The organism is Pseudidiomarina tainanensis, from assembly GCF_004214835.1.
GTDB lineage: Bacteria > Pseudomonadota > Gammaproteobacteria > Enterobacterales > Alteromonadaceae > Pseudidiomarina > Pseudidiomarina tainanensis.
In genome coordinates this window covers 1,296,356-1,321,019 of the sequence record NZ_PIQJ01000001.1, presented here as the reverse complement: position 1 = coordinate 1,321,019, position 24,664 = coordinate 1,296,356, and the positions used below count along the sequence as shown (strand labels likewise).

Sequence of the window (24,664 nt, the reverse complement as noted above, 5' to 3'; positions counted from 1 at the left end):
ACTGATACTAGCGTTAAAACAGCGTTCGTTGTAAGGTATCAGCTGGTTTGACCTCTAGTTATTTTTCCATAGCATGTATCGCGAAATGGAAATTTGCAACTATTAACAAGATATAAGACTCAGAATTTTTACGAGGGTTCCATGATAAAAGCGACAGCTTATGCTGGTGCAGCAGTAATTGCAGCCTTATATGGCGCGCCCAATTCTGCTTTTGCGGACACAATTACTGATTATGAAGTGATTAATGCACCGGCAATGAAGGCCGCCAAAGCGCCACGTACGGTGCTAACCGAGATTACTCAAACGGAAAAATATACCGTTGCTGTTGGCGATTATGGTGTAGTGCTGTTCCGTGAGCCTAGCCAGAGCGAATGGCAGCAGGCCGAAGTGCCAACTAGTGTATTGTTTTCTGCAGTTGATTTTGCTGATGTGGATCACGGTTGGGCTGTCGGCCATCATGGAGTTATTGCAGCAACGACCGATGGCGGTCAAAGCTGGCAAGTACAACTGGACGGATTCGAGTTTATTGCACTGCAACAGCAGCACTTTCAAAAAATAGTGGATGATTTAACTGCGGAACTCGATAGCCTTGATGGCACCGATCCAGATGCTGAAGATGAACTGGCCTTTGCGTTAGATAATGCTTCGTTTTTATTAGAAATGGCTCTGGCAGCAGACGCTGAAGGCCCAACGAAACCGTTTCTCGATGTTCACGCTGTTAACCCGAACGTTATATTTGCTGTCGGAGCTTACGGTACTTTAGTGCGCTCGCGTGATGGTGGAGTCAGCTGGGAGATTCTTGATGATCGTATCGAGAACCCTGATGGTTATCATTTAAATGCTCTGAGTTCAGATGATCAATATGTTTATGTCACTGGTGAAGCTGGCCAAATTTTTCGCAGTGCGGATTTAGGTGATACATGGGAGTCACTCGATTCACCATATTATGGTTCATTCTTTGGCCTCCACAAAGATAGTAAAAATCGGTTATGGGTTGTTGGATTGCGTGGCAATATTTTTGTCAGTAACGACCAAGGTGATAGTTTCGACCAAATTAAATTACCCGACAACGTTAACATTAACTCGGTTGTCGATGCGCCTAACGGCGGTGTTTACTTAGTTGGTAATGCAGGTGTGATCGGTTGGGTTGATGCTGCTGGTAATATTAAGCAAATGACCCATAGTTCGGGCGCCGCGTTAACTGATCTTGTTGCTCACGACGATGGTCGATTGACAGTTGTTGGGCAGCGTGGCGTTCTCGAAATCGGTGATTTCGCCTCTGAATCTTCAGCACAAACCCAAGAATAATAAAGGAACAATAGCAGCATGTCTGAACAGTCTATTGAGTCAAAAAGCGTGTGGTTAGAGCGTGCGCTCTTCAACTTTCGTCCATTGTGGTTTGTGATTTTCGCAGTGTTAACTGCGTTTTTAGCATGGCATGCAAGTCAGGTTCGCCCTGAAGCTAGCTTCACCAAAATGATTCCAACGAAGCACGAATTTATTCAAAACTACTTTAAGCACCAAGAAGATCTTGCCAGTTTAGGTAACGTGGTGCGTATTGCCGTTGAAACAACTGACGGCGATATTTTTACGCCTGAATTTCAAAAAACACTGCAAGAGATTACCGATGAAGTGTTTTTTATTCCGGGCGTCAACCGCAGCGGCTTAAAAAGTATCTGGACGCCGAACGTTCGTTGGAGTGAAGTAACCGAAGAAGGTTTCGTCGGTGGCCCGGTTATTCCAGATAATTGGGATGCGTCAGAGCGTGCGTTAGATCAGCTCCGTACGAATGTGTTGCGTTCTGGAGAAGTGGGTAACTTAGTTGCGAATAACTTTAAATCAGCGTTGATTCTCGTACCGTTGAATGAGGTGAACCCAGATACCGGCGAAGCGCTTGATTATCAGCAGTTTTCACAGCAACTTGAAGAACGCATTCGGGATAAATATCAAAACGACACAGTAAAAATTCATATTACTGGTTTTGCCAAAGTTATAGGCGATTTGATTGAAGGCGCTTACCAAGTCGGTTTGTTCTTTGTGATTGCGATTGTCATCACCTTGCTCATGCTGTTCTGGTATAGCCGCTGCTGGCGCAGCGCGTTTGCAGTGCTATCGTGCTCGATTATCGCTGTGGTTTGGCAATTGGGTATCATTGAATTGATTGGCTCTGGCATTAATCCTTACTCGATGCTGGTACCGTTTTTGGTTTTCGCAATCGGGGTAAGTCATGGCGTGCAGATTATTAACGCGATTAGTAATAATCGCGTTGACGGACATGACAAGTTTATAGCCAGCCGATTAGCTTTCCGTTCGCTCTACATTGCAGGTTTAACGGCGCTAGTTTCAGATGCGATTGGTTTTACCACGTTAATGGTTATCGATATCGAAGTGATTCAAGAGCTTGCTATTGCTGCAAGTATTGGTGTGGCGGTTGTGGTACTGACTAACCTCGGCCTATTGCCGATTATCATGTCGTATACGGGCGTGTCACCGAAGGGGGTTGAATATGTTCGTTCAACCCGCGAGGAACAGCATCCAGTGCTTGCTTTCTTTGGGCGCTTTTCGCAGCCGAAATGGGCTTATAGCGCTTTAGTTGTTGCGCTCATTGGCCTCTTTTGGGGTCTTGTGTATAGCCAGCAAATGAAGATTGGTGACTTAGACGCCGGTGCGCCAGAATTACGCCCAGATAGCCGTTACAACCTTGATAACCAATTTATTGTTGATAATTACAGCTCGAGTACGGATATTTTTGTGGTGATGGCGGAAACAGCGCCAAGCCAATGTATTGCGTACGACAATCTTGAGTTGATGGACCGCTTTAGCTGGCATATGGAGAATACGCCAGGCGTACAAGACGTAAAATCAGTTGTATACGTGGCGAAAATGGGGTCATTCGGTCTCAATGAAGGGAACTTGAAATGGTTCAGCCTAAACCGTAATCAATATGTGTTGAATGCAAATACGGGCCGAACGCCGCCTGGATTAATCAACCCTGATTGTTCAATGGCACCAATTATTATTTATTTGAATGATCATAAAGCAGAAACCCTACAAACGGTTGTTGCATCGGTGAATTCGTTCAATCAGCAATACCAACAAGAAGGTTTAGAATTGTTGATGGCTGCCGGTAACTCAGGTATCGAAGCGGCAACAAATTCAGTCATTGAATCAGCTCAAACCAAAATGCTGTTATGGGTTTACGGTGTTGTTATTGTGCTGTGCTTGATTACGTTCCGTAGTATTCGCACCGTAACGTGTATTGTATTGCCATTGATGCTGACCACCATTATGAGTCAAGGCCTCATGGCTGTGCTCGGTATTGGAGTGAAAGTTGCGACCTTGCCCGTGATTGCTCTGGGTGTCGGTATTGGTGTCGATTACGGTATTTATATCTATACCAAAATCCGAGAAGGCTTGGCGCAGGGTATGCATCTCAATGATAGTTATAAATATGCCCTTGATAGCACAGGTAAAGCAGTTGGATTCACGGGCTTAACGTTAGCGATTGGCGTGGCAACTTGGATTTTCTCGCCGATTAAGTTCCAAGCGGATATGGGAATTTTGCTGACCTTTATGTTCCTCTGGAACATGTTAGGTGCGTTAATTCTCATACCAGCCTTAGCGCGCTTCTTCGCGCGCTTTGGCAAGCAAGTTCACTAGTTAATTTAACGGTTATCAGATTCGGCGTCGGCCAATATAAAGTCGGCGCCGATATCTGCAATCACCATGGTTGGTGCATTGGTATTGCCGCTGACCACTGTTGGCATAATTGACGCATCAATCACACGTAAGCTTCTCACACCATTCACACGTAGTTTCGGATCAACCACAGCATGGTTGTCATTGCCCATTCGGCAGGTACTGGTTGGGTGATAAATCAAGCCTATGTTAGCCGTAATTCGTTTAAGTAATTCATCATCCGAAGTAACTTCGCCTGGCCAAACTTCGCCACCGTTATGCGCAGCCAAAGGAGCTTGGTTCATGACATGGCGTACCTGCTTTACGCCTGACAGCAGGGCATTTTTATCTTCTTCGTTATCTAGAAAATTATAACTAAACGTTGGCGCTTGTGTAGGGTCAGAGCTAGCTAGACGCAGTTCACCACGCGCTTTGGGGCGCAATACGCAAACGTGACAGGCGTAACCGTGCGTGAAAGCGGGCCACAAATCCCAACCACTGTCGTTGAATCGCGTTGAGACAAAATGCAGTTGCAGGTCAGGAACATCAAGTTGCGGCTGACTTTTTATAAAGCCACCCACTTCTGCCGGTGAAACGGCAAGTGGACCGGTTTTATGCCGCTGATACTGCCACCACGCGGCAGCCATCTTGAGTAACCCGCGCGGTGTAATGCTAATACCGTCTTTGCGCTTATTACGGTAATGAATCATCACATCGACATGATCTTGTAGATTTTTACCGACCTCTGGGCTGTCGACAATAATTGGAATGCCGTGTTGTTCTAATTCGGTTTTCGGACCGATACCTGAAAGCAGTAACAATTGCGGCGAGTTAATGGCACCGCCGGCGATGATGACTTCTCGATGGGCAGAAGCCACGTAAGTCTTACCACGCTGTTTAAACTGAATACCATTCGCACGCTTGCTATCAGCAGTGCCCTCTACGGTAATCCGTTCAACTAAGCTGTGGGTAAAAATGGTCAAATTAGATCGTGTGCGCGCGGGTTCCAAGAACGCTTTACGTGCACTGAAACGTGCGTTTTCGAATATCGTAAATTGATACGGACCAACACCGAACAATTGTTCACCGTTAAAATCTGGATTAAAGGGGATACCGGCGGCCACGCCAGCTTCAACAAATTGTTTCGCCGCACTGAAATACACCGGAACATCACTCACTTTCAATGGACCATGAGCGCCATGAAAGGTATCTTCACCACGTTGATTACATTCAAGTTTACGGAACCGTTGAAGTATTTTGTCCCAAGCCCAATCAGGTGAACTCACGGCTGACCAATGCTCGTAATCGCTGGCTATACCGCGGGTATAAATCATCGCATTAATTAGACTGCTGCCGCCGAGCCCTTTGCCACGTGGTGTGTAGAGACCTTTGCCGTTGCGCAAGGGCGCTTTATCTGAACTGCGATACAACCAGTTAAAGGCTTTGCTATGCATAAATCGAATCACGCCACCGGGCATATCGCTAAACGGTGATTTACCCTCGCCACCAGCTTCAAATAGCGCAACACGGTACTTGCCACTGGCTGTTAGCCGTTCTGCCAATACACACCCAGCAGTGCCGCCTCCGACAATAATATAATCAAAATGCAATGCCGGCTTGTTCATTGGGTTATCTCTTCAATAAGTTGACGTTAGAGGCTTTGAACATAGCGATATAAATCGTGTAGTAAGCGCATATGTTTTGCCGAATCGGCATATTGAACCGATGCTTGCTCTAGTTCATGCATAAATTGCTCGGCACTAAGTGCACGCCCAGGTGGCGTCATTAACTGTTGTTGGCAGAATGAACGCCAACGTTGTAGTTCAGCGTCGTTCAACGTTCTCGGAAAGTTACGAGCGCGATAACGAAATAACATTTCAGGTAATCGACTGTCGGCAAAATTCAGTTCAAGCCCTGCAAGTTGGTCAGGATCAGCGGCGCGAATAATAGCCATGTTGGAACGATCTTGGTCACTAAAAAACGCGCCGCTGTAGAGCATGAGATCTGGATCGGAAGTCGTTTCAAATTCGCGTGTAAAACAGCATGCAGCAACGATCTTTTCACGCAATTCTGAGTTACCAATTAAGAACTGTCGGCGTTGCTCAAATTCGTTTAAATCAATTTGCCAACGCGTCTGTGCTGTTTGATCAATAACTTTAAGTGGCGCTATAAACGGGCACTTATTGAGCGCAAACTGGCCGCCACCAAAAGGACTTAAATTTTGCTCTTGAAGTACGGCGCGACGGGTAAAACGACGCTCAATCATGTCAGCTTCGCTCATCTGGAGCAGTTGCTGTGGGTCGCAGCGCAAATCCCAATAGATCACTGAATTAGGCTGATCAGGATGGTAAGCCAACGGCATAATCACACTTAAATAGCCATGATGAGCGCCATAAAATCCGCTGACATGGGCTAGCGCTGTAAACGTGGTTAATTGCACCAAGTCTTTTACGGCTTGCTTACGACGCATGCTATAGGCGTAATCGAACAGGCGTGGTTGTGCATGTTTTACTTTTTGTGCCATTGCAATGGTGGCATAGACATCCGCCATTGCATCGTGCGCTTGGCCATGTTCGATGTTATTAACTCGGGTCAAATCTTCAAGTTTCATGCTCACGCGCCCATCATCGTGATAGGGCCACTCGATACCTTCAGGGCGCAACGCATAGCAGGCACGCATGAGATCAATCAGATCCCACCGTGAATTGTTATCCTGCCAGGTGTGGGCATAGGGATCGATAAAGTTGCGATAGAACAGATGTCGTGTAACTTCATCATCAAAAGCGATATTGTTGTAGCCAATAATCGTCGTATCCGGCTCACTCATTTGTGCCGCGATTTTTTCTGCAAATGCGGCTTCATTCATGCCTTGCGCCAAGGCATGTTGCGGTGTAATACCGGTAATCATAACTGCTTGCGGATGCGGCAAAAAATCTGGCGTTGGCTGACAATAAATCGTCATTGGTCGACCAACCGGTTCAAAATCTAACGTTGTGCGTAGGCCAGCAAACTGCGCGGGTCGGTCGGTTTGTGGGTTTGCTCCCCAAGTTTCATAGTCATGCCAATAGAATGTCGGCTGAGTCATCGCTGATCCATCATGTTTTTTTAAATACTTGCGCTCAGATTAACTGAATAAACGAGCAGAGCAAAGGCGTTATTCATTATTGGTTATTCGTTATTCGGAAGAGATAAAAGCGGTAAAACGAGAAGCACAAGCGTCAGAACAACTGTATTCCAAGTTTCCCAACTCTGCTAGTATCGGTAAACTAATAACCAATAACGATAATCGAATAACGATCAACGAGGTTCTTATGAAACGTATCGCTCTTATTGCTGCTATGGGTTTATTTGGCGTTGCAGCCAATACCGCGTTAGCAGATAACCATGGTCATAAAGCGGCTGACGAAACCTTCGCCATCGCCATTCATGGCGGTGCCGGCACCATCACACGCGAAAGCATGACGCCAGAACGCGAACGTGCCTATAAAGAGAAATTAACTGAAGCGATTAATGCCGGTCATGCCGTTTTAGCACAAGGCGGTACGAGTATGGACGCAGTGATCGCGGCCGTCCAGATTATGGAAGCTTCACCGCTATTTAATGCGGGTCGCGGTGCGGTTTATAACTGGGACGGTGAACACGAGCTCGATGCCTCCATTATGGATGGTAAAACGCGCGAAGCGGGCGCAGTTGCTAGTGTTAAAACAGTAAAGAGCCCAATCGCTCTGGCTCGTAAGGTTATGGAAGAATCTGTGCATGTCATGTTAAGCGGTGAGGGTGCTGAGCAATTTTCTCGCGAGCAGGGCTTAGAACAGGTTGATAATAGCTATTTTAATACTGAAGCGCGCTATAAAGCGTTGCAACGCATGAAAGAGCAAGTTGGTAACCCGCAAGATAAGCAAGCTTGGGTGACCATGGATGATAACTTTAAGTACGGTACGGTTGGCGCTGTTGCTCGAGATAAACATGGCAACCTTGCCGCGGCAACATCAACCGGTGGTATGACCGGTAAACGCTATGGCCGAGTGGGTGACTCACCAATTATTGGTGCCGGAACTTGGGCTGATAACGACAGTTGTGCGGTTTCTGCAACTGGCCACGGCGAATACTTTATTCGTTACCACGTTGCTGCAGATATTTGTTCGCGAATGAAGTATCAGCAAGTTGATGTGGTGACTGCAGGTGACACGGTGATCCATGATGTGTTGCTTCCGCAAGGCGGTACCGGTGGTGTGATTATTGTCGATAAAGACGGCAATGTGCATATGCCATTTAATACCGAGGGGATGTATCGCGCGAAACGAATCGGTAATAGTCCAGTTGAGGTTGCCATCTACAACGATTGACTATACTGAATGCATGGTAACTTGAAGTTCGACAAACGAGGTGCGCCATGCATTCATTAAAAGTGGTTGATTATATGAATCGACATCCGGTGAGTTTCTCACCGTCGATGTCGATTGAAGCAGCAGTTTCAGTACTAATTCAAAGCAACCAGCGCGGCGGGCCGGTGGTTGATGCGCAGCATAAGCTGGTTGGTTTCTTATCTGAGCAAGACTGTCTGGCGACGATGTTACGTGATACCTACCATAACGAACAAAGCGCTACCGTCAGCGACTGTATGTATCGGGGTGAGGTGGTGACGGTCGATGCCGATACCTCAGTCACTGACTTAGCGCAGCAAATGACCGCCAATAAACCTAAGTTGTATCCAGTGATTGATGCTGAGCGTCAACTCATTGGGGTTATTTCACGAAGTGATGTGTTACGAGCAATCGATTTACATTTACGTGAAGGATACTCTCGCCGTTAACATCAAAGGCTGACGCTGGTAAACTAGCGTCAGCTTTTTAAAATCAATTAGGATTGACGTGCGCGCTATTCAATTTCCCGCTGACTTACCTGTCGTACAAGAAAAATCGTCTATTCAGGCGGCCATCAAAAAACATCAAGTTGTTATTGTTGCCGGCGAGACAGGTTCAGGTAAAACGACTCAGTTACCCAAAATGTTGCTCGAAATGGGCTACGGTGATGCTGAGCAAGGGCGCATGATCGGACATACGCAGCCGCGTCGATTGGCGGCTCGAAGCGTAGCTAGCCGTATCGCACAGGAACTGCAAAGCGAACTTGGCTCAATCGTTGGTTTTAAAGTTCGATTTCAAGATGAAACTGCCCCGGGCACCCGGATTAAGTTAGTCACCGATGGTATGTTGCTGGCTGAACTACAAACGGACCGACTGTTGTCCAAATACGACGCAATTATTATTGATGAAGCGCATGAGCGCAGTCTAAATATCGATTTCTTATTGGGTGTATTGGCTACATTGTTGCCAAAGCGTCCAGAGCTGAAGCTCATCATCACCTCTGCAACGATTGAAACGGAACGTTTTTCCAAGCACTTTAATGCCGCGCCGATTATTACTGTTAGCGGGCGGACCTATCCCGTTGAAACACGCTATCGACCGTTGCAAGACGCAGATACCAATGATGATGATCTGGACGTGGTGCAAGGCGTTTGTGATGCCCTGCATGAGCTACAGTGCGAAGCACCTGGTGATGTGTTAGTTTTTGCCAGTGGTGAGCGTGAAATTCGTGACTTTGCTGAAGCGATTGGTGAGTTGAAGTTAACGAATACCGAGGTATTACCTTTATTTGCGCGCCTTTCTGCAGCTGAACAAAACCGAATTTTTCAACCACACAGCATGCGCCGCGTGGTGATTGCAACCAACGTGGCGGAAACATCGCTCACGGTTCCAGGTATTCGTTATGTGATTGATCCAGGCACAGCCCGAATCAGCCGTTATAGTTATCGCACTAAGGTGCAGCGGTTGCCGATAGAGAAAATATCGCAAGCCAGCGCCAATCAGCGTGCAGGACGCTGCGGCCGCGTTGCACCAGGCATTTGTATTCGGTTGTATAGCGAAGAAGATTTTCTTGCTCGCCCGCAATACACGGATCCAGAAATTTTACGTACCAACCTTGCTGCGGTTATTTTACAGATGACGTCGGCGAAGTTGGGCGATATTCGTAAATTCCCATTTATCGAACGCCCCGATGAGCGTTATATCAACGATGGTGTGAACTTGCTGCAGGAGTTGCATGCCATAGCTCCAAGTGGTCGTCGTAATCGACGGCAGAGAGGAAATGGCTATCAAGGGCCTCGATTGACTCCGATCGGGCGGCAACTCGCTCAATTACCACTAGATCCGCGCCTGGCGCGTATGGTTTTAGCGGCCAACGAGTATGGCTGTATGCAGGAAGTGATGGTGATTGTGGCTGCGTTGAGCATTCAAGATCCGCGCGAGCGTCCACAGCAGGCAGCACAAAAAGCCGACGAGTTACACCAACGCTTTCATGATAAAGATTCAGACTTTATGGGCTTTTTAAAGCTCTGGAGTTATTTGTCAGAACTGCAACATGAGTTGTCAAAAACGCAATTTAGAAAGCGTTTAAAGCAAGAGTTTTTGCACTTTCTGCGTGTGCGTGAATGGCAGGATGTTTATACCCAAGTGCGGCAAACAGTGCGTGGCTTAGGCTTTCGGATTAACCAAGAGCCAGCCTCTTACGAGGCTGTGCATCGGGCGCTACTCACAGGCATGTTATCGCAACTTGGCCAGAAACAAGAAGGCCATGAATATCTCGGTGCGCGTAATCGAAAGTTCTATATATTTCCGGGATCGAGTCTGTTTAAGAAATCTCCCAAGTGGGTGATGGCGGCTGAGCTGGTCGAAACCTCGCGGTTATTTGCGCGCATGAATGCCCGAATTGAGCCCGAATGGATTGAACCTGCGGCAACGCACTTGGTGAAACGCAATTATTTTGAGCCTCACTTCTCGAAGAAGCAGGGGTCGGTTATTGCCGATGAACAGGTTACTTTGTTCGGCTTAATTATTGTGCCTCGGCGCAAAGTACAATATGGACCAATTGACGCAAGTGCGGCACGCGAAATTTTTATACGTGAAGCGCTAGTGCAGGGTGAGTTGAAGCGTGAATTACCGTTTATCGCCCATAATCGAGCACTGATTGATGACGTACGAAAGCTTGAAGAAAAGTCACGTCGCCGTGATATTTTAATTGATGATGAAGCGCTATTCGAGGCCTATGATCGCGAGCTACCTGCGGGGATCTATAACGAGCAGCTGTTAAGTGGCTGGTGGCACAAGGCCGTTAAACAACAACCTCAATTATTGCGCTTTGAACGTGATGATTTGATGGCTCAGGACGCTTCGCATGTTACCGAACTAGATTATCCAGAAGCCTGGCAGCAAGGCAATTTACGTCTAAAACTGCGTTATGTTTTTGATCCGAAAGCAGAAGACGACGGCGTGACCGTGGAAATTCCGCTGGCGCTATTGAATCAGGTGACTAATCATGGTTTCGATTGGTTAATTCCGGCTTTTCGTCATGATGTTGTGGTGGCTTGGATTAAATCCTTACCTAAAACATTACGGCGTAACTTTGTGCCCGCACCAAATTATGCTCAGGCATTTTTAGCTGATTGTACCGGTGAAGTAATTTCCAACACATCATTGTTAGATGCACTGGCGGCCAAATTAAGGCGCATGACCGGCGTTACCATTCCGTCCGATGCATGGGATGCATCACAATTGTCGCCGCACTTGCGGATGAATTATGCGGTTGTGAACGAACGCGGTGAAACGTTACGCATGGCCCGAGATTTAGAAGTGCTACAGCAAGCCATGCAAGGTCAGGTACAACATGCGTTGAAACGCGCTGTACAGAAGTCTGAGACAGAACAGCCAATGCGGGCAACCGAGTGGGTATTTGGCGCACTTCCAGATACTTTGGAACAGCAACAACAAGGGTATGCGATAAAAGCTTATCCTGCGTTGGTTCCAGACGGCGAGGGCGTTCGTCAGGAACTGTTTGATACGCCAATACAAGCGCAATATGCGCATCGACGTGGTTTGCGTCAACTGCTGCTAGTACAGCTTCCTTCACCGGTACGTTATCTGCAGCAGTCGCTGTCTAACAAAGCGAAACTGGCGATGTATTATAATCCTTGGGGCAAAGTCGATGACTTGATTCATGACTGCATTATAGCGGCGCTCGACGAACTCATTGATGGCAATACAGCTCGTGACGCTGCGTCTTTTAGCCAACTGTTTGAGCAAGCGCGTGGAGAAATTAATGAGAGAGTTACAGCGATTGCCAATATGGTGGAGCCGTGTTTGATATTGAGTCAGACCATACGCAAGCGCTTAAAAGGCAAAGTAAGTTTAGATCAGATTCAAGCACACGGTGACATCAAAGATCAGCTTGATCACTTGGTTTATCGGGGCTTTGTTAGCGATGTCGGTGCTGCGAGATTAGCCGATATTTTGAGATATTTACAGGCGATAGAGCGGCGCCTAGAGAAACTTCCGGTTGATCCAAACAAAGACCGCTTACATACGCTCACAATTACCAGCTTACAGCAAGATTATCAGGCGTTGCTGGCAAAATATCAGCACAGTCAGGAAATACCGAAAGCGGTTAAAGATATTCGCTGGATGATTGAAGAACTGCGGGTAAGTTTGTTTGCGCAAACATTAGGCACCCGTTTCCCTATCTCTGAAAAACGGGTGCGACAAGCATTAACTAGCGTATAAGCCTAAGTTGGCACGTGAATACGCTTCGAAATCATCGCAACCACCAATGTGCTGCTCATCAATAAAGATTTGTGGCACGGTGAGTACTGGTTTACCGACCGTTTTTTCTAAGTCAGCTTTGCTGATACCTTCGGCATGCATATCGATGTAACGGAATTCAAAATCGTCACGATCCTCAGCTAATTTTTCAGCAATCTGTTTTGCGCGGACGCAAAATGGGCAACCAGGGCGACCAAAAATTACAGTAAACATTCGCTACTCCTGTTTTTTAAAGCGATAATTGCCCAGTATTTTCCTACAAACAAGGCCGAGATGCCAATGGGTTTCGTTGATTTAGATTATCGATTTTGTCGATTTATTGATTAATTTCGAGGTCGGTTTTTGCTGTACAGCAACAGGCGAGACAATCACCGGGGCGAATAAAGGCAAGTGGATCATTCACATAATCAACTTCACCGCTGACCAGCTGGACACGACAAGCACCGCAGAAGCCATTACGGCAGTGATAGTGCGGTTCTAAGCCGGCTTGCTCCATCACCTCAAGCAGAGTTGTACCTTGTGAAGCATCAACGGTCAGCTCGTGCTGACCGTTGACTTTAACCTTATAAAGCTGGCTCATGGGGGATTAAAGTTCGAAGTCTCCCAAATCGGCGGCACTTACTTCGCTATCGATTTGGCCCACTAAGTAAGAGGTGATTTCAGCTTCTTGTGGCGCGACTTGAACGTTGTCAGAAACAAGATACTTGTTCATCCACGGTAATGGGTTACTGCGTTGTTTGAATGGCGCATCAAAGCCAATGGCTTCCATACGCATATTGGCAATGTATTCCACGTATTGGCATAACATTTCTTCGTTCAAACCAATCATTGACCCATTACGGAACAAATAATGCGCCCATTGCTTCTCTTGTTCGACCGCTTTCATGAAAATCGCCAGCGCTTCTTCACGCAGTTCTTCGGCGATTTCTTTCATTTCAGGGTCATCTTTGCCGTATTGCCAAAGGTTCAAGATTTGCTGAGTTGAAACCAAGTGCAGGTTTTCATCACGAGCAATCAAACGAATGATCTTTGAGTTACCTTCCATTAAGTCGCGCTCAGCAAAGGCAAAGGTGCAAGCGAAACTTACATAGAAACGAATAGCCTCAAGAGCATTCACGGAATTGATACACAAGAATAATTTCTTTTTGAGCTCCCGCATGTTTACGGTGTGCTCTTCGCCATCAACTTCCCAGACACCTTCGCCGTGTGTTTGCCAAAGCTGCGTGTAGAAAATCAAATCATCATAGTACTGAGAGATATCGTTCGCGCGCTTTTGGATTTCTTCGTTGATCACGATATCTTCAAATACTTCACTCGGGTCGGTAAAAAGATTACGCAAAATATGCGTATATGAGCGTGAGTGAATGGTTTCAAAGAACGACCAAGTTTCAATCCAAGTTTCAAGTTCAGGAATCGATACAATTGGGAGTAGGGCAATGTTTGGACTACGACCTTGCACTGAATCGAGCAACGTTTGATATTTCAGGTTTGAAATAAAAATATGCTTTTCACTTTCAGTAAGTGCCTGAAAGTCCACGCGATCGCGACTCACGTCAACTTCTTCTGGACGCCAAAAGAAGCTGATTTGTTTCTCGATGAGCTTTTCAAAAATACTATGTTTTTGTTGGTCATAACGCGCTACGTTGACCGAGTTACCAAAAAACATCGGCTCATGTAACGGGTTAATCTGATTTTTATTAAACGTCGAATAACTCATAATTTAGCGCACCTTAATTGTTGGCCTTGCCACGTTATTAAATTTTGCAAGCACCACCGGCACAATCATCGTCTTCTTCAACGACCGCCACAGTTGCTTGTTGATTTTCTTCTTCACGTGTTTTGGCTTCAACTTTATCGCGGAGATCCACCTGGTTGTCAGATGCACCGTCACGCGTGTTGTGGTAATACAATGTTTTGACACCAAGTTTGTAGGCATACAGCAAGTCTTGTAGCAATTGCTTCATAGGTACTTTGCCGGCTTCGAACTTGTTCGGGTCGTAATTGGTATTCGCTGAAATCGTCTGATCGACAAATTTCTGCATAATACCAACCAGCTCTAAATAACCTTTGTTACTTGGAATCTGCCACAGAAGTTCATACGCTTGCTTCAAGGTCTCGTACTCTGGAACAACCTGTTTGGTAATCCCGTCTTTCGATGCTTTGACGCTGATATGTCCGCGTGGCGGCTCAATACCATTGGTTGCATTCGAGATTTGCGACGACGTCTCAGATGGCATCAATGCTGACAAGGTTGAGTTACGCATGCCATACTTCATAACATCTTCGCGCAGGCTATCCCAATCGTAATGCAATGGTTCGCTACAAACGGTATCGAGATCTTTCTTATAGGTATCAATTGGCATGATGCCTTTTGAGTACGTCGTTTCGTTAAACTTCGGACACGCACCCATTTCTTTCGCCAGGTTCATCGAGGCTTTCATGAGGTAGTACTGAATTGCCTCGAAAGTACGGTGCGTTAGGCCATTGGCCGAGCCATCAGAATAGCGCACGCCATTTTTCGCTAAGTAATATGCGTAGTTGATTACACCGATACCTAAGGTACGGCGCCCCATGGTGGCATTACGCGCTGCCGGCACTGGATATTCTTGGTAGTCGAGGAGGCTATCAAGCGCGCGCACGGCTAATTCAGCCATCTCTTCCAAGTCGTCCAGTGATTTGATCGCGCCTAAGTTAAAGGCGGACAGCGTGCATAGGGCAATTTCACCTTCTTCATCGTTCACGTGCGCCAACGGTTTCGTTGGCAGCGCGATTTCCAGACACAAGTTGCTCTGGCGAATCGGCGCCACTTTCGGATCAAATGGGCTATGGGTGTTGCAATGGTCAACGTTTTGCAAATAAATACGGCCAGTGCTGGCACGCTCTTGCATAAACAGACTAAACAATTCGATTGCTTTGATGCGCTTCTTACGAATTGATTCATCGGCTTCATACTGTTTGTATAAACGCTCAAATTCGTCTTGATCAGCAAAGAATGCATCGTATAAACCAGGTACGTCAGACGGGCTAAATAATGTGATGTAGTCGTCTTTAATCAAACGCTGATACATAACTCGGTTAAATTGCACGCCATAATCGAGGTGGCGTACACGGTTCTCTTCAACACCTCGGTTGTTCTTAAGCACCAACAAGCTCTCTACTTCTAAATGCCAAAGCGGATAGAAGAGGGTAGCTGCGCCGCCACGAACGCCACCTTGCGAACAGCTTTTTACAGCTGTTTGGAAGTATTTATAGAACGGGATACAACCGGTGTGGAACGCTTCACCGCCGCGAATTGGGCTACCGAGTGCACGAATACGACCTGCATTGATACCAATACCAGCGCGTTGCGATACGTATTTCACAATAGCGCTTGCGGTTGCGTTGATAGAATCGAGGCTGTCACCTGCTTCAATTAATACGCACGAACTAAACTGACGCGTTGGCGTACGCACGCCCGCCATAATTGGCGTTGGTAGCGAGATTTTGAACTGTGACGTCGCATCGTAGAAGCGTTTGACATAATCTAATCGTGTATCTTTCGGATAGTTGGCAAATAAACAAGCCGCTACCAGAACATATAAAAATTGAGCACTTTCATAGATGTCGCCGGTAACACGGTTCTGAACGAGATACTTACCTTCCAGTTGTTTTACTGCAGCATACGAGAAATTCAAATCACGTGAATGATCAATAAAATCATTCATTTGTTCGAACTCTTCTTTGCTGTAATCGGTTAACAAGTGCTTATCGTAACGACCTGACTCAACCATTTTGGTGACTTGATCATACAAATGCGGTGGCTCGAACTGGCCGTATGCCAACTTGCGCAAATGGAAAATGGCTAAGCGAGCGGCCATGTATTGATAATCAGGTGCTTCTTCAGAAATTAAATCGGCAGCAGCCTTGATAATCGTTTCATGAATATCTTCAGTTTTGATGCCGTCATAAAACTGAATATGTGATTTGATTTCAACTTGTGAGACTGAAACGTCGTTTAGGCCTTCGGCGGCCCAGCTAATAACGCGGTGGATTTTGTCCAAGTTCAGAGGTTCACGTTCGCCGCTACGCTTAGTTACGAAGAGCTGTTGATTCATGAGGCGCATCCATAGTCATTGTTGTTATGTGTTTTTTATGTAGCCACAAGATATGGTGCGACAGGACGTCGCTCGTGCGTTTTTTACACAATATCTTGGGTTAGCTGAATGACCTGTATCCTAGCACTTATCGTACGCTGATCAAGTGAATTTACGGTGAAAAAATGGCGAGAATTGCATGGCGAAGTAGGAGCTTTCGCTAAAACGCTTGCCAATAAAGCGACTTAGGAAAATCAAGCCAGAAAAAAAATTTTCTTATTATTTTTTTGTCTGTTAAATGCAATGTTCAGATAACAAATTTATAAGCCACGTTTAACAAGGCTTTTACAAGATCTTGACGGGTGAGTCGGCTCACCCACAAGATGTAGTGTTAAACAATTAATTTGACCACAATCGGACTAATTCTAGCGGGTGGGTAATTTGCGCATTTGCGCCCCAACTTTGGATGTTATCATTGGTGCTGATGTAACCATATTCGGCCAGCACAGTGAACATGTTAGCGTGCCGACCAGCTTCTATATCACGTTCGGCATCTCCCACATACCAGCAGTGCTGAGCTTCAATACCAAGATGGCTTGCAGCATGCAGCAACGGCGCAGGATCAGGCTTTGCTACCGGCAGCGTATCGCCACTGACTACCACCTTAATTGTCGCCAACTGTGGGTAGTGCGGCACTAACTGTTGCGTCAGTGCTTGTGGTTTGTTCGTGACAATTGCCACCGCGATGTGTTGCTGATGCAATTGCTCGAGCAAGTCTGCAACGCCATCAAATAATTGCGTGTGTACGGCAATTTGGGCGGCATAGGCATCTAAAAAAGCGCTGCGTAGTTCATCGCTACGTTGCTCAAACTCATCACCGTAGGCGTAGCGTAACAGCCCAGCAGATCCATGCGACGCTAGCGGCGTGTATTCTGCAGGACTGACTAAGGGACGCTGCTCGGCGGCAAGTACCGTATTCAAGGCCGCGCCGAGATCTGGCGCGGTATCTAACAAGGTCCCGTCGAGATCAAACAAGACCGCTTGCGGTGGTGCTAACTTGGCTTGTGTAGACATACGATGTAATTCACATCCACATTCGAATTATCAAGATAAAAACCACGCCACGGTAAATAGTGCATACCGGTCATGGCTTGCGCGTCAAGGCCTGCTGCATCAGTCATGCGCAGTAGTTCGGCTGGCTGAATAAATTTTTGATGCTGGTGTGTTCCTTTTGGCACCCAGCCCAATACATATTCAGCGGCAACAATACCTAATAGCCATGATTTGACGTTTCGGTTTAACGTGGAGAAAAATACATAACCACCTGGCTTCACAGCATTGGCAGCGGCTTGGACAATGGCGCCGGGATCAGGCACGTGTTCAAGCATTTCTAAACAAGTGACCACGTCGAATTGCGCTGCGTGCTCCTGCGCAAATTGCTCAGCGGGAATACACTGATAATCAATTGAAAGTTGGCTTTCAAGGGCATGCAGACGCGCAACTTGCAGCGATTGTTCTGCCATGTCGATACCAGTAACTGTTGCACCAGCTTTTGCTAAACCTTCAGCCAGGAGGCCGCCGCCACAGCCGATGTCTAAAATCTTTTGTCCAAAGACACCGTCGCAGTGACGCAAAATATAATCAAGGCGCAACGGATTAATGAGGTGAAGTGGTTTAAATTCACCTTCGGGGTCCCACCAACGGGAGGCAATGGCGCTAAATTTTTCAATTTCTGCTGGATCTACATTCGAATTTGCGGTCATAGGGCTTCTGCTACGGCTTAAAAGTCGGTACAGTGTACTCAACCTACAGGGATAAAAAAAGATGCGATAGCGGCTCGCTACGGGTACAATGCGCTATCGTACGAATTATAAGAAAGACAGAGCGTTTAGGGATATAACTACTATGAGTGATCTCGCCAGAGAAGTCGTTCCGGTCAATATTGAAGACGAACTGAAAAGTTCATACCTCGATTATGCGATGAGCGTAATTGTAGGACGGGCATTGCCGGATGTACGTGATGGTCTCAAGCCGGTTCACCGTCGCGTATTGTTTGCGATGAATGAACTACGCAATGATTTCAATAAGCCATATAAAAAGTCAGCACGTATTGTTGGTGACGTTATCGGTAAGTATCACCCACACGGTGATAGCGCTGTGTACGATACCATTGTACGTATGGCGCAACCATTCTCACTACGCTATATGCTGGTGGATGGCCAGGGTAACTTTGGTTCCGTTGACGGTGACTCCGCAGCTGCCATGCGTTACACCGAAATCAGAATGGCAAAAATTGCCAGCGAATTACTCTCCGACCTCGACAAAGAAACCGTCGATTTTGTGCCAAACTACGATGGCACTGAACAAATTCCTGAAGTCTTACCAACTCGCGTACCGAACCTTCTGGTAAACGGTTCATCAGGTATTGCCGTAGGTATGGCGACCAATATTCCGCCACACAACTTAACCGAAGTGGTTAATGGTTGCTTGGCAATGATTGATAATCCAGATATTCAAATTGATGAATTGATGGAATATATCCCAGGCCCTGACTTCCCAACGGCGGCAAGCATTTCTGGTCGTGCAGGCATCATTGAAGCCTACAAAACTGGACGTGGTCGGATTCACCTGCGCGCTAAAGCCGAGGTTGAAACGGATAGCAACGGTCGCGAAGCGATTATCGTTACCGAAATACCTTATCAGGTGAACAAGGCGAAGCTGATTGAGAAAATTGCTGAGCTAGTGAAAGAAAAGCGCCTAGAAGGTATCAGTGGTCTGCGCGATGAATCAGATAAAGATGGCATGCGTATCGTCATTGAAATCAAGCGCGGTGAAGTTTCTGAAGTTATCCTGAACCATTTATATGCCAACACTCAAATGCAAGTTGTGTTTGGTATTAACATGGTTGCGCTTGATAAGAACCAACCACGTTTGTTCAATCTGCGTGACATGCTGGAGTGCTTCATTTTACACCGCCGCGAAGTGGTGACACGGCGCTCAGTATATGAGTTGCGCAAAGCACGTGAACGCGCGCACATCTTAGAAGGTTTAGCGATTGCGTTGGCGAATATTGACGAAATTATTGAGTTAATTCGCCGCTCACAAACTGCCGCGGATGCGAAAGCTGGTTTAACGGGTCGCGCATGGCAGTTAGGTGATGTTGCAGCAATGCTTGAGCGTGCCGGTGTTGACGCTGCGCGCCCAGATCACCTTAGCCCTGAATTCGGTATTCGCGAGGGTCAATACTATTTAACGGAAGAACAAGCCCAAGCAATTTTGGACTTGCGCTTACACAAGTTAACTGGTCTTGAGCACGAAAAAATCCTCGAAGAGTATAAAAACCTTCTACAAATCATTGAAGAATTGCTGCACATTCTGAATAGCGCTGAGCGCTTAATGGAAGTGATTCGTGAAGAGCTAGAAAAAGTGAAAGCAGAGTATGGCGATGCGCGCCGTACTGAAATCACTGCAGCTGCGCACGATATCAGCATGGAAGATCTGATCAATGAAGAAGACGTTGTTGTAACACTTTCGCATCATGGTTATGTGAAGTATCAACCATTGACGGAATATGAAGCGCAACGTCGTGGCGGTAAGGGTAAATCTGCCACCAAGATGAAAGATGAAGACTTTATTGAGCGGCTATGGGTTGCCAATACGCACGATACGATTTTGTGCTTCTCAACTCGCGGCCGTATTTACTGGATGAAGGTTTACAACTTGCCATTGGCGACGCGTACCGCGCGTGGTCGACCTATTGTAAACTTGTTACCACTCGAAGAGGGCGAACGTATTACCGCCATCTTGCCAACACGTGACTACCCAGAAGATAAGTACATTGTGATGGCCACCCGTAACGGTACGGTTAAGAAAACGCCGATGGAAGCATACTCGCGTCCGCGTAGCGGCGGTATCATTGCCTTGAATCTCAACGAAGGTGATGAATTGATTGGTGTTGACGTTACTACTGCGGGCGATGAGATCATGTTGTTCTCTGATGGCGGTAAAGTGGTCCGTTTCAGTGAAGATCAAGTGCGTTCTATGGGTCGTACCGCAACCGGTGTCCGTGGTATTCGCCTCGCTGACGGTCAGAAAGTCGTGTCATTGATTGTGCCTCGAACTATCGAAGAAGAGGTGCCGTGCATCTTGACGGTAACCGAAAATGGTTACGGTAAACGTACCCCAATTACTGATTATCCAGCGAAGAGTCGCGCAACCAAAGGCGTTGTTTCAATCAAGGTAAGCGAGCGAAACGGCGAAGTGGTTGGTGCCATGGAAGTGGTTGAAGCGAACCAGATCATGCTCATTAGTAATAAAGGTACCTTGGTACGCACCCGCGTCAGTGAAGTATCGATTGTCGGTCGTAACACCCAAGGTGTGCGCCTGATTCGCACGGGTTCTGATGAGCAAGTGGTCGGTATGCAGCGGATTGATGAAGTAGACGAAGATGATGAAACCGATGCGCTGTTGAATGAGCCAGTAGAAGGCGAGGACAACAGTGAACCTTTAGATGACGATGCGGATGATGACGCAACGCCTGATGATGTCAGTGAGGAATAATTGCATGAGCGCCCCGTTTAACTTTTCTGCGGGGCCGGCAATGTTGCCGGCAGAAGTAATGAAACAAGCCCAGGAAGAATTCCTAAATTGGAACAACTTGGGCATTTCAGTGATGGAAATTAGTCATCGTGATCCGAGTTTCATTCGGATGGCCGAGCAAGCTGAACAAGACTTGCGTGATTTGATGGCGATTCCTGATAACTATCAAGTGCTGTTCATGCATGGGGGGGGGCGCGGCCAGTTCAGTGCCGTGCCTCAAAATATCGCCGGACCAAACGCCACTGTCGATTACTTAAATTGTGGTATTTGGTCTGACTTTGCCATTCGAGAAGCACAGAAGTACGTGCAACATGTCAATGTTGTGGGTGCGGCAGTGCAAACCGAGCAAGGTAAAGCATTGGCACCGCGTGACAGCTGGCAGTTGTCCAATAACGCAGCCTACTTCCATTATTGTCCAAACGAGACCGTTGACGGCATTGCCTTACATGAAATTCCGGATGTTGATGCGCCCATTGTTGCGGATATGTCTTCGAATATTCTGTCTGAACCTTTAGACGTGAGCCGTTTTGGTATTATTTACGCTGGCGCCCAGAAGAATATTGGGCCGTCTGGTTTTGCCATTGCGATTGTTCGCGATGACTTGCTTGGCCATGCCCAGGGTAACACCTCGACCATCATGGATTATACCGTTCAAGCAAAAGAACGCTCCATGTATAACACCCCAAATACCTTCGCTTGGTATTTGTCGGCGTTAGTTTTCCAGTGGTTGAAACGCCAAGGTGGCGTTGCGGCGATGGGGCAACAAAACCACGCCAAGGCGAGCAAACTGTATCAATATATTGACAGTTCTGACTTTTATAGTAATCCAGTTCACCCTAACTATCGTTCAATTATGAACGTACCATTTCTGCTCGCTGATGACCGCCTCGACGGTGAATTCCTCAAGCAAGCAGAGCAAGCTGGTCTGTTGGGGCTTAAAGGACACCGTTTTGTCGGCGGTATGCGCGCAAGTATTTACAATGCGATGCCGATGGCCGGAGTGGATGCGTTGGTTGAGTTTATGCGCGAATTCGAGCGCAAAGCCTAAAACATAAAACACAAAAGCGTTGTTCGGTTTTCGTCCGTTCACTTTGTTCACTGTTCGTGCGTGCTACGCACTGTTCGAATAGCGAAGCGGACGAATAGCGAAGCGTACGAACAACGAAGTGTACGAACAACGAGAAATTTATGACTGAATTTAATGCGAAAGAACTTGCGAACCCAGGCGTTCGTAACTTGAGTCCTTATCAAGCTGGCAAGCCCATTGAAGAAGTGGAGCGTGAGCTTGGAATTAAAAACATCGTGAAGCTCGCTTCAAACGAGAACCCGTTGGGATTGAGTACACAGGTAAAAGCGGCATTACAAGACGCGTTAAATGGATTAGCGCGTTATCCGGACGCCAATGGCTTTTATTTGAAAAGTAAATTGGCAAGCAAATTTGGCGTAAATACGAATCAAATCACCTTGGGGAATGGTTCGAATGATGTGCTGGAGTTATTGGCTCGCACGTTCGTTGATGCCAGCCATGAGGTCATTTTTGCCCAGCACGCATTTGTGGTCTACCCGCTGGTAACCCAAGCGATTGGTGCAACAGGTGTCGCTGTGCCAGCGAAAGATTATGGCCACGATCTACCAGCCATGTTAAAAGCAATTACGCCAAAAACTCGCATGATTTTCATCGCCAATCCGAACAATCCAACCGGTACTTTTTTAACAACCGAAGCGTTGGCTGAGTTTATTGCGCAAGTGCCAAGCAATGTCTTGGTGGTACTTGATGAAGCTTACTACGAGTATGTTGACGAAGCTGAACGTGCACCTTCCGTTGAGTGGGTCGCGAAGTACCCGAATTTGATTGTCAGCCGCACTTTTTCAAAAGCCTATGGCCTAGCTGGGTTACGTGCCGGCTATGCGATTTCACATCCTGAAATTGCCGATTTGATGAACCGTATTCGTCAGCCGTTTAATATGAATAGTTTAAGTCTTCGCGCCGCAGAAGTAGTGCTGGATGATGAAGCGTATTTGGCGGAATCAATTCGTGTGAACAAACAAGGCATGCAACAGCTTGTCGCGTTCTGTGAGGAGCATGGCTTGAACTATATTCCTTCGCACGGCAACTTCCTCACCATTGAAGTGGGCCCAGAAGCTGGTGAAATGTATCAAAAATTACTGCGATCAGGCGTGATCGTGCGCCCGGTTGCAGGATATCAGCTGCCCAATCATCTGCGCGTCAGTATTGGTTTGCCAAGCGAAAACCAAGCCTTCATTGATGCGATGAAAACTATTTTGTAGCTCCTTACATGACCTCAGGCTCCCCATCAATTACGCTCAAAAACTTGCAGCAGTGTCGCGGCGACGTGACACTGCCGGGTTCGAAAAGTATTGCCAACCGTGCGCTATTGATGGCTGCACTTTGTGTGGACGGTCAAAAAACCACGTTAACTAACGTATTGCGTAGCGACGACACTGAACGAATGCTTGAAGCATTGAGTGAGCTTGGCGTTATTATTGATGTTGCGTCTGACAGCGAGACGACCATGACTGTTACCGGTTGTGGCGGCCATTGGCCAAAGCAACCACAGGTGCTTGACTTGGGTAATGCTGGCACCGCAATGCGCCCGTTACTTGCCGTATTAAGCGCGACATTGCACGATACAGCGTGTGTGTTAACGGGTGATGCACGAATGCAAGAGCGACCGGTGCAGGCATTGGTGGATGCCTTGCGCGCTGGCGGCACACAACTCAACTGCTTACAGCACGAGGGCTATCCGCCAATAGAAGTGCAGGGCGGTCTACAGGGCGGTATGCTCAGTATTGATGGTAGTGCGTCGAGTCAATATATATCAGCCATGCTGATGGCGTTGCCACTATTAACACAGGACAGTGTGCTGCAACTTACCGGTACCGTGGTTTCATGGCCGTATATTGAGTTAACACTGGCGATGTTAAAGCGCTTCGGCATTGAAGTGCATCGTATTTGTCGGCAGGAATTTTTAATTCCAGGGCAGCAAACATATCAAAGTCCAGGTGAATACTGGGTTGAAGGTGATGCAAGCGCGGCATCTTATTGGCTTGCCGCAGCAGCGCTTGGTGGTGGCCCCTTAACGGTGCATGGTGTCGGCAGTGAAAGTATTCAAGGTGATGTTAAATTTGCTGATTACCTAGCTGATATGGGCGCTGAAGTAATAATTGAGGCACATTCGATTACTGTCAAACGCGGTGAGCTACGCGCTTTAGACGCTGATCTTAATGCCATCCCAGATGCTGCCATGACGTTCGCCACACTGGCCTTGTTTGCAAGCGGCACCACTCATATCCGCAACATCGCAAACTGGCGTATTAAAGAAACGGATCGTCTGGAGGCCATGGCAACTGAGCTACGCAAAGTTGGTGCTCATGTGGTTGAAACCGAAGATGCGATTGCGGTGACTCCGCCAGACGAAATTAATCACGCCGAGATAGCAACTTACAACGATCATCGCATGGCCATGAGCTTTGCGTTGTTGGGTTTTAGTCGTACTGGTGTGACCATTCTGGACCCAAAATGTTGTTCAAAAACCTACCCATCGTTCTTTGATGAGTTTTGTGCGATCACGCAATCTTCATAGAGATATCATGGAACGTTCACCAATTTAGGGTGCAATTTCCTGCCAGATCCGTATAATT

General features: G+C 47.0%; 17 protein-coding genes. 9 read left to right on the top strand and 8 right to left on the bottom strand.

Going from position 1 to position 24,664, the window contains the following annotated elements; translation table 11 throughout:
• Nucleotides 1-141 precede the first annotated feature (141 nt).
• Nucleotides 142-1,308 (top strand): YCF48-related protein, encoded by a 1,167-nt coding sequence (locus CWI82_RS06450; protein WP_130202965.1) that lies wholly within the window; start codon nucleotides 142-144, stop codon nucleotides 1,306-1,308.
• Nucleotides 1,309-1,326: 18 nt separating this feature from the next.
• On the top strand, nucleotides 1,327-3,660 hold the full coding sequence (locus tag CWI82_RS06445; RefSeq protein WP_130202964.1) for an efflux RND transporter permease subunit: 2,334 nt from the start codon (nucleotides 1,327-1,329) through the stop codon (nucleotides 3,658-3,660).
• A gap of 5 nt (nucleotides 3,661-3,665) precedes the next feature.
• Here CWI82_RS06445 and CWI82_RS06440 read toward each other — a convergent pair whose 3' ends face one another.
• Both CWI82_RS06440 and sbcB read right to left on the bottom strand, forming a co-directional pair.
• Nucleotides 3,666-5,303, bottom strand: coding sequence for a GMC family oxidoreductase (locus tag CWI82_RS06440; RefSeq protein ID WP_130202963.1), 1,638 nt, complete (start codon nucleotides 5,301-5,303; stop codon nucleotides 3,666-3,668).
• 26 nt (nucleotides 5,304-5,329) lie between these two features.
• Nucleotides 5,330-6,763 carry an exodeoxyribonuclease I gene (sbcB, locus tag CWI82_RS06435; protein ID WP_092854785.1) on the bottom strand — a complete coding sequence of 478 codons (1,434 nt, stop codon included), beginning with the start codon at nucleotides 6,761-6,763 and terminating at the stop codon, nucleotides 5,330-5,332.
• Nucleotides 6,764-6,989: 226 nt separating this feature from the next.
• Between sbcB and CWI82_RS06430 the strand changes: the two genes are divergently transcribed.
• The 3 genes from CWI82_RS06430 to hrpA are packed head-to-tail and all read left to right on the top strand — an operon-like array spanning nucleotide 6,990 to nucleotide 12,290.
• Nucleotides 6,990-8,024, top strand: a complete 1,035-nt coding sequence (locus tag CWI82_RS06430) for an isoaspartyl peptidase/L-asparaginase family protein (protein WP_130202962.1) — start codon at nucleotides 6,990-6,992, stop codon at nucleotides 8,022-8,024.
• A gap of 47 nt (nucleotides 8,025-8,071) precedes the next feature.
• The gene (locus CWI82_RS06425; protein WP_092854789.1) at nucleotides 8,072-8,491 is read left to right on the top strand and encodes a CBS domain-containing protein; all 420 of its coding nucleotides are present in this window, start codon (nucleotides 8,072-8,074) and stop codon (nucleotides 8,489-8,491) included.
• A 58-nt stretch (nucleotides 8,492-8,549) separates the two neighbouring features.
• Nucleotides 8,550-12,290 carry an ATP-dependent RNA helicase HrpA gene (hrpA, locus tag CWI82_RS06420; RefSeq protein ID WP_233340198.1) on the top strand — a complete coding sequence of 1,247 codons (3,741 nt, stop codon included), beginning with the start codon at nucleotides 8,550-8,552 and terminating at the stop codon, nucleotides 12,288-12,290.
• Here the strand turns inward: hrpA and CWI82_RS06415 are convergent.
• The 6 genes from CWI82_RS06415 to ubiG form a co-directional block, all read right to left on the bottom strand.
• Nucleotides 12,276-12,542 (bottom strand): GrxA family glutaredoxin, encoded by a 267-nt coding sequence (locus CWI82_RS06415; protein ID WP_092854793.1) that lies wholly within the window; start codon nucleotides 12,540-12,542, stop codon nucleotides 12,276-12,278. The two genes, hrpA and CWI82_RS06415, sit on opposite strands and share 15 nt — an antisense overlap.
• Before the next feature lie 103 nt (nucleotides 12,543-12,645).
• Nucleotides 12,646-12,909 carry a class I ribonucleotide reductase maintenance protein YfaE gene (gene yfaE / locus CWI82_RS06410; protein ID WP_092854795.1) on the bottom strand — a complete coding sequence of 88 codons (264 nt, stop codon included), beginning with the start codon at nucleotides 12,907-12,909 and terminating at the stop codon, nucleotides 12,646-12,648.
• A 6-nt stretch (nucleotides 12,910-12,915) separates the two neighbouring features.
• Nucleotides 12,916-14,046 carry a class Ia ribonucleoside-diphosphate reductase subunit beta gene (gene nrdB / locus CWI82_RS06405; protein ID WP_092854797.1) on the bottom strand — a complete coding sequence of 377 codons (1,131 nt, stop codon included), beginning with the start codon at nucleotides 14,044-14,046 and terminating at the stop codon, nucleotides 12,916-12,918.
• 37 nt (nucleotides 14,047-14,083) lie between these two features.
• Entirely contained in the window at nucleotides 14,084-16,423 is a 2,340-nt protein-coding gene (nrdA, locus tag CWI82_RS06400) for a class 1a ribonucleoside-diphosphate reductase subunit alpha (protein WP_092854799.1), read from the bottom strand.
• 378 nt (nucleotides 16,424-16,801) lie between these two features.
• Complete coding sequence (locus tag CWI82_RS06395) at nucleotides 16,802-17,476, bottom strand: HAD family hydrolase (RefSeq protein ID WP_130202960.1); 675 nt, start codon at nucleotides 17,474-17,476, stop codon at nucleotides 16,802-16,804.
• Complete coding sequence (gene ubiG, locus CWI82_RS06390) at nucleotides 17,455-18,165, bottom strand: bifunctional 2-polyprenyl-6-hydroxyphenol methylase/3-demethylubiquinol 3-O-methyltransferase UbiG (RefSeq protein WP_092854803.1); 711 nt, start codon at nucleotides 18,163-18,165, stop codon at nucleotides 17,455-17,457. Before ubiG ends, CWI82_RS06395 begins: the two co-directional genes overlap by 22 nt.
• Before the next feature lie 142 nt (nucleotides 18,166-18,307).
• Between ubiG and gyrA the strand changes: the two genes are divergently transcribed.
• From gyrA to aroA, 4 genes are all read left to right on the top strand, one after another.
• Entirely contained in the window at nucleotides 18,308-20,962 is a 2,655-nt protein-coding gene (gyrA, locus tag CWI82_RS06385) for a DNA topoisomerase (ATP-hydrolyzing) subunit A (protein WP_130202959.1), read from the top strand.
• A 4-nt stretch (nucleotides 20,963-20,966) separates the two neighbouring features.
• A complete protein-coding gene (gene serC, locus CWI82_RS06380; RefSeq protein ID WP_130202958.1) occupies nucleotides 20,967-22,049 on the top strand; it encodes a 3-phosphoserine/phosphohydroxythreonine transaminase in 1,083 nt (360 codons plus the stop codon).
• Nucleotides 22,050-22,189: 140 nt separating this feature from the next.
• Nucleotides 22,190-23,290, top strand: coding sequence for a histidinol-phosphate transaminase (gene hisC / locus CWI82_RS06375; RefSeq protein ID WP_130202957.1), 1,101 nt, complete (start codon nucleotides 22,190-22,192; stop codon nucleotides 23,288-23,290).
• A gap of 8 nt (nucleotides 23,291-23,298) precedes the next feature.
• Nucleotides 23,299-24,606: a 3-phosphoshikimate 1-carboxyvinyltransferase gene (aroA, locus tag CWI82_RS06370; protein ID WP_092854811.1), complete on the top strand. Its 1,308-nt coding sequence runs from the start codon at nucleotides 23,299-23,301 to the stop codon at nucleotides 24,604-24,606.
• Nucleotides 24,607-24,664: the final 58 nt, after the last annotated feature.

Excerpts from the sequence above, each read along its gene's own strand:
- hisC (WP_130202957.1), top strand. The coding sequence starts at position 22,190 with ATGACTGAATTTAATGCGAAAGAACTTGCGAACCCAGGCGTTCGTAAC.
- CWI82_RS06395 (WP_130202960.1), bottom strand. The coding sequence starts at position 17,476 with ATGTCTACACAAGCCAAGTTAGCACCACCGCAAGCGGTCTTGTTTGAT.
- CWI82_RS06415 (WP_092854793.1), bottom strand. The coding sequence starts at position 12,542 with ATGTTTACTGTAATTTTTGGTCGCCCTGGTTGCCCATTTTGCGTCCGC.
- ubiG (WP_092854803.1), bottom strand. The coding sequence starts at position 18,165 with ATGACCGCAAATTCGAATGTAGATCCAGCAGAAATTGAAAAATTTAGC.
- CWI82_RS06445 (WP_130202964.1), top strand. The coding sequence starts at position 1,327 with ATGTCTGAACAGTCTATTGAGTCAAAAAGCGTGTGGTTAGAGCGTGCG.
- CWI82_RS06450 (WP_130202965.1), top strand. The coding sequence starts at position 142 with ATGATAAAAGCGACAGCTTATGCTGGTGCAGCAGTAATTGCAGCCTTA.
- sbcB (WP_092854785.1), bottom strand. The coding sequence starts at position 6,763 with ATGACTCAGCCGACATTCTATTGGCATGACTATGAAACTTGGGGAGCA.
- aroA (WP_092854811.1), top strand. The coding sequence starts at position 23,299 with ATGACCTCAGGCTCCCCATCAATTACGCTCAAAAACTTGCAGCAGTGT.
- nrdA (WP_092854799.1), bottom strand. The coding sequence starts at position 16,423 with ATGAATCAACAGCTCTTCGTAACTAAGCGTAGCGGCGAACGTGAACCT.
- serC (WP_130202958.1), top strand. The coding sequence starts at position 20,967 with ATGAGCGCCCCGTTTAACTTTTCTGCGGGGCCGGCAATGTTGCCGGCA.
- yfaE (WP_092854795.1), bottom strand. The coding sequence starts at position 12,909 with ATGAGCCAGCTTTATAAGGTTAAAGTCAACGGTCAGCACGAGCTGACC.
- CWI82_RS06440 (WP_130202963.1), bottom strand. The coding sequence starts at position 5,303 with ATGAACAAGCCGGCATTGCATTTTGATTATATTATTGTCGGAGGCGGC.
- CWI82_RS06425 (WP_092854789.1), top strand. The coding sequence starts at position 8,072 with ATGCATTCATTAAAAGTGGTTGATTATATGAATCGACATCCGGTGAGT.
- CWI82_RS06430 (WP_130202962.1), top strand. The coding sequence starts at position 6,990 with ATGAAACGTATCGCTCTTATTGCTGCTATGGGTTTATTTGGCGTTGCA.
- nrdB (WP_092854797.1), bottom strand. The coding sequence starts at position 14,046 with ATGAGTTATTCGACGTTTAATAAAAATCAGATTAACCCGTTACATGAG.
- gyrA (WP_130202959.1), top strand. The coding sequence starts at position 18,308 with ATGAGTGATCTCGCCAGAGAAGTCGTTCCGGTCAATATTGAAGACGAA.